6 protein-coding genes are annotated in these 5799 nt (G+C 29.6%); 3 read left to right on the top strand and 3 right to left on the bottom strand.

The window, feature by feature from the left end:
- The 3 genes from Q1J48_RS02930 to Q1J48_RS02920 all read right to left on the bottom strand — a co-directional run.
- On the bottom strand, positions 1-1430 hold a 1430-nt coding region (locus Q1J48_RS02930; protein ID WP_300361095.1), incomplete at its 3' end, for a sensor histidine kinase.
- Positions 1431-1540: 110 nt separating this feature from the next.
- Positions 1541-2230 (bottom strand): response regulator transcription factor, encoded by a 690-nt coding sequence (locus Q1J48_RS02925; protein WP_300361093.1) that lies wholly within the window; start codon positions 2228-2230, stop codon positions 1541-1543.
- A 102-nt stretch (positions 2231-2332) separates the two neighbouring features.
- A complete protein-coding gene (locus Q1J48_RS02920) occupies positions 2333-3160 on the bottom strand; it encodes a phosphate ABC transporter substrate-binding protein (protein WP_300361090.1) in 828 nt (275 codons plus the stop codon).
- Between the two features lie 201 nt (positions 3161-3361).
- Here Q1J48_RS02920 and pstC point away from each other — a divergent pair, with 201 nt between their 5' ends.
- The 3 genes from pstC to pstB form a co-directional block, all read left to right on the top strand.
- Complete coding sequence (gene pstC, locus Q1J48_RS02915) at positions 3362-4240, top strand: phosphate ABC transporter permease subunit PstC (RefSeq protein WP_300330738.1); 879 nt, start codon at positions 3362-3364, stop codon at positions 4238-4240.
- 12 nt (positions 4241-4252) lie between these two features.
- Positions 4253-5098 carry a phosphate ABC transporter permease PstA gene (gene pstA / locus Q1J48_RS02910; protein WP_300330740.1) on the top strand — a complete coding sequence of 282 codons (846 nt, stop codon included), beginning with the start codon at positions 4253-4255 and terminating at the stop codon, positions 5096-5098.
- A gap of 24 nt (positions 5099-5122) precedes the next feature.
- A partial coding sequence (pstB, locus tag Q1J48_RS02905; RefSeq protein WP_300361087.1) for a phosphate ABC transporter ATP-binding protein PstB occupies positions 5123-5799 on the top strand: 677 nt, incomplete at its 3' end.

Here is a 5799-nt window from a genome sequence, read left to right as displayed (position 1 = left end):
CTTGACTCATCAACCCGATAAAATCTCTCAAAAACTTTTTTAACCTTATCCATTGGGATACCTATTCCATTATCTTTAATCTCAAAAGAATATCTATCCTTTCCCTCTTCTATCTTTAAAAATATCTCTGGAACCTCTTTATTATTATAAAAAATTCCATTTTCAACAATATTTTTTAATATCATCATCAATTTTTCTTTATCGGTATTTATAACCTCATCTTTATTTAAAAGTGTCCATTGAAAATTAATCTTAGCACCTTTTTTATTTATTATCCCCTCTAAAGAATCATAAAGTTGTTTTTCAATCTCAGATTTTTCCACAGGTATAATCTGCAAAATCTTCGAGCTTTCTATTTTTGAAATATTTAAAAAGTCTATAACTATCCCCTCTAACTTTGTTACATTGTTATTTATAATGTTTAAAAAATTAAGTCTTAGAGATTTTGGAGCATCTTCTAAAGCTATTAGATAACCCTTTATATTTGTAAGAGGTGTCTTTAATTCATGGCTTACATTGCTTATAAAATCCTTTTGAATCTCAACAGCTCTCCTTGTATTTGTTATATCCTTAATGGTTACTAAAAATTGATCATTTTTCTTTATATATTTTATATTGACTAAAAAATATTCCTTTATTCCATTTATATATATCTCTTGACGAATATCTTTTTTACTAGAAAGCCCCTTTTTTATAAACGAAATTATCTCAATATATTTAAAACTTTCGTTATATTTTTTGCTCTCTAGCAACAGAAGATGGTTTAAAGAGTTGTTTTTTAAAATTATATTTCCATTTTTATCTAAAAGAACTACAAAGGCATCTACTGAAGATATAACCATATCCAAAACTTTTTTCTCTGAATCAAGTTTAGAAATATTATCCAAATTATTTTGTTGCCAATTCTTTAAAACTTCCCAAAACTCATATATCCATCTCTCTTCCTTTCCAGATGAAAGTTTTCTTTCAATCTCCCCACTTTCAAGGAAGTTTTTCATAAGTTTTATTTTATTCTGAAGATCTCTTTTAAGATAATTTATATAGAAAAAATAACTTACAGAATTTAAAAAGATAAAGAAAAAAATCAATATCCCTGCAAATATTTGTATCTGTTCTCTTTTATGAGTATACTCTTCTGAAGTTCTTATTATGTACTTTTTATCTGAACCATTATCAAATTTTACAGCATAGTAAGCATAATATTTTCCTAAAGTTTTACTCTCTCTTATATCAAAACCACTTTCCTCTTTTATGGCTGATATTATCTCTTTTCTATGGGAATGGTTTTCCATAATTTTTTCATTTTTTTGTAGAGAATCAAAATAAACTTTTCCTTCATAATCAATTATAGTAAATCTTAGTTGTGTATCCTTAAAAATCTCTTCATACTCATCAAATCTTTTTCCTTGAGCAACTATTTTTACAAGCAAGGTATCCTCTTTTAAAATATTTTTTTCCCTCTCTTTGTAAAGACTTGAAAGCATAAGAGTATTTAATACAACAAATAAAATTTCACAAACTAATATTATTATCCCAGCTATTATTTCTTTTCTTTTAATTTATACCCCACTCCTTTTACAGTATGGATGTAGTCTGCTAAGATAGGCAATTTATCTCTTAATTTTGAGATATATACATCAACTGTTCTATCCCCTGTATAATAACTGCTACTCCAAACCTCGTCTAAAATTTTATCTCTTGTAACAACTAAACCTTTATTTCTAATTAAAAGACTTAATAAATCATACTCCTTTTTAGAGAACTCTATCTCATTCCCTTTATAAGTAACCATATGTTTACTATTATCTATTATAATATCCTCAAACTTATAATTATCCTCTTTTTCAACCTTATCCTCTCTTCTCTCTGAGGATATTAATTTTTTTATTCTTAGAACTAGCTCTCTTGGATCAAAAGGTTTTCTTAAATAATCATCTGCACCTATCTCTAACCCTTCAAGTACATCCTCTATCTCTGTCTTGGCTGTTACCATTATGATTTTTGGTGTTCCATACTCCTCAGGCAAAGTTTTTACTATCTTAGCTAAATTTTTTCCATCAAGTCCCGGTATCATAAGATCTAAAACTATTGCATCATGCTTATTTTTTTTCAATATTTTTAAAGCATCTAGACCGTTATCAACTTTATCAACTATATAACTCTCTTTTTCTAAAAAGTAACCAATCAACTCACGAATTTCTAAATCATCTTCTACTACTAAAATTTTCAATCCTATCACCTTTTTGCTTTTTTTATATTATAACACAAAACTAACTCATCTAAATTTTTTTTTAATTTAAATGAGTTAGCTATTTTTTATATTTGATTGAAATTATCTTTTTATAAATCCTTCTTTTTCTACTATCTCTTGTCCATTTTCAGATATAGCAAAATCAACTAGCTCTTTTATAACTCCCTCTCTCTCACTTGGAGCATACCAATAAACCTCTCTAGCTATTGGATAAGTTTTATTTGCTACATTTTCTTTTGATGGAGTTACTCCGTCAACTGATAATGAGTGAACTGTATTGTCCATATATCCCATTCCTATATATCCTATTGCATATTTATTTGATTTTACCTCTTGTTTTATAGCCTCATTTGATGGCATATATAAAGTTTCAGCCCCATATTCTAGATTATTTTTTTCTCCACCTCTTATAATATGCTCTTTAAAAAATTCGTGAGTACCTGAAGATGAATCTCTTGAAAGAGCCACTATCTTAGCGTCCTCTCCTCCAACCTCTTTCCAGTTAGTTATCTCTCCTCTAAATATTTTTCCTAAAGTTACAGAGTCTAAATCTTTCACTGGGTTGTCATTATTAACTATAAGAGTAATTCCATCAAATCCTAAAACTACCTCTTCTATACCTATTCCCAATTCACGAGCCTTATCTATCTCTGATTGTTTCATTGATCTTGATGCCATAGCTATATCTGTTGTTTTATTTAATAAAGATGATATTCCTACTCCAGAACCTCCACCAGTTACTGCAATTTTAGCCTTTGGATTTTTTTCCATAAAATTTTCTGCTATCCCTTGAGTTACATTTAGTATAGTATCAGATCCTTTCACTTGTACAACTGTTGATTTTTCTTGTCCACAACCTGTTAATAAAGTTCCCACTACTAAAAGTCCTGCTAAAAATAATTTTTTCATAAAATACCTCCATATTTTTAAAATTTTCTTTTTTCAAAAGTATATTAATATTTTCTTGTTAAAAATTAATTAATCTTTTGTAAAAATTATGTAAAAATTTTTTTACATTTTTTTTACATAGGATTTACTTTTATTTCACTTAGATAAACTATAATAGTCCTGTCATATAAAATTAAATATTAAAATGAGGTGAAAGGTTTTATGAAAAACACTAGGAAATTTTTAGACCTGTCAGTTAAAAAATTTCTTTTTGGAACTGGTATTCTAAATATTGTAATTATTTTCACTATGTTCCTATTTATCTTTTTAAATGGAATACAATTCTTTAAACACTCAAGTTTTAAAGATTTTATCTTTGGATTGAAGTGGATATCTCTTTCGGAGATCTATGGACTTCTTCCTTTATTAGTAGGTTCTTTCTGGGTTACTATTGTAGCAATTATAATCGCTGTTCCCCTTGGGATATTAACAGCTGTATATATATTTGAGTATGCTCCACCGAAAATAAAAAATAATATGAAGATATTAATAGAAATTATGTCAGCAATACCATCTGTTGTACTTGGATTTATTGGATTATATATCCTATCTGGTCCAATAAAAAATCTTTTTGGATTAAACAGTGGACTTACAGCTTTTACTGGATCAATAATGTTGGCTTTTATGGCTCTTCCTACTATTGTAACAATGACAGAGGACGCCCTTAATGCTCTTGATCCATCATATAAAGAGGCATCTCTAGCCCTTGGATCTACAAAAGCTGAAACTATATTTAATGTTCTTCTTCCCGCTGCTTTTCCGGGAATTTTTGCAGGGATAATGCTAGGATTTGGAAGAATTATCGGAGAAACTTTAACAGTTTTAATGGTAACAGGAAATGCTCCTATCCTAGCAACATCCCCTCTCTCTCCTGTAAGAACTATGACAGCAACCATAGCTGCTGAAATGGGAGAGGTTGTTCAAGGTAGCACACATTACTACGCTCTATTCGCTATTGGTATAATACTTTTTCTTATAAGTTTTATAACAAACACAATAGCTGATCACTATGTAACAAAGGCTCGTAATTTAAAAAATTAAAGGTGGTATATTATGATAATTATTAAAAAAAATGGAGATAAATTATTTAAAAATATAATTTTCTTAATTGGACTTTTTACAATTTTACCAGTATTTATTATTTTGGCTTTCATACTTTTCAAAGGGCTTATGGGGATAAATTTTGATTTTCTTTTCTCTATGCCCTCTGATGGTATGAGAAGTGGAGGAATATTTCCAGCTATAATTGGAAGTATCTATCTTACTATTGGAACTATTTTATTCTCTGTTCCCTTTGGAATTTTTACTGGGGTTTATCTAGTTGAGTATGCTAAGGAAACTCCACTTACAAGATTTATAAATCTTACGATTATAAATCTTGCGGGGATTCCTAGTATAATCTATGGACTTTTTGGAATGGCACTGTTTGTTATATTTCTTAATTTTGGATCATCTATCCTTTCTGGATCTTTGACTCTTGGGATAATGTGTCTACCTGTAATTATAACAGCAGTGAGAGAGGCTCTACTTAGTGTACCAAACACTTTAAGAGAGGCATCTCTAGCCCTTGGAGCTACTAAATGGGAAACAATTTATAAGGTTGTTCTTCCTGCTGCATCTCCGGGGATACTTACTGGAATAATCCTAAGTGTGTCAAGAGCCGCTGGAGAAACAGCACCAATAATGTTTACTGCTGCTGCTTTCTACTTCCCATTTTTACCATCAGGGATATTTGATCAGGTAATGGCTCTACCATACCACTTATATGTTATCTCAACTCAAGTTCCTAATATGCCAATAGAAAATATGTATGGAACTTTACTTGTACTTGTTGTTATTACCATAGGATTTAATCTTATCGGTGCTTTTGTTAGAAATAGATTTAAAAATAAACATTAATATATAGAGGTGAATTTAAAAAAAATGGAAAATATTAGAATTGATGTTAAAAATTTTAATTTTTACTATGGGGATTTTAAAGCTCTAAAAAATATAAATATCTCAATCCCTAAAAATAAAGTAACTGCCCTGATAGGCCCATCTGGTTGTGGAAAGTCTACTTTCTTAAGATCTCTTAACAGAATGAACGATTTAATCTCTGGTACTAGATATGAGGGAGAAGTTCTTTTCGACAACCAGAATATTCTTGATGAAAATTTTGATGTGACAGAACTTAGAAAAAAAGTTGGGATGGTTTTCCAAAAACCAAATCCATTTCCTAAAAGTATCTATGACAATATAACTTTTGCTCCTATTCTTCACGGTGAAAAAGATAAAAAGAAACTTGATGAGATTGTTGAGTCATCTCTTAGATCTGTTGCTCTTTGGGACGAAGTAAAAGATAAACTTCATGAGTCAGCCCTTAGACTTTCAGGGGGACAACAGCAAAGACTTTGTATTGCAAGAGCTATATCTATAAAACCTGAGATACTTCTAATGGACGAGCCTACTTCTGCTCTTGATCCAATATCTACTTCTAAAATTGAGGAACTTATAAGACAACTTGAAAAAGAATACAGTATCGTTATTGTAACCCATAATATGCAACAGGCTGCAAGAATTTCTGAATATACTGGATTTTTCTATCAAGGAGTATTAGA

Source organism: Fusobacterium sp. (assembly GCF_029258315.1).
Classification (GTDB): domain Bacteria; phylum Fusobacteriota; class Fusobacteriia; order Fusobacteriales; family Fusobacteriaceae; genus Fusobacterium_B.
The sequence above is the reverse complement of the archived record's forward strand: the minus strand, read 5'-3'. Positions and strand labels throughout refer to the sequence as shown.

Bases quoted from the DNA above. Each gene is read 5' to 3' on its own strand.
- Q1J48_RS02920 (WP_300361090.1), bottom strand. From the start codon at position 3,160: ATGAAAAAATTATTTTTAGCAGGACTTTTAGTAGTGGGAACTTTATTA.
- pstA (WP_300330740.1), top strand. From the start codon at position 4,253: ATGATAATTATTAAAAAAAATGGAGATAAATTATTTAAAAATATAATT.
- pstC (WP_300330738.1), top strand. From the start codon at position 3,362: ATGAAAAACACTAGGAAATTTTTAGACCTGTCAGTTAAAAAATTTCTT.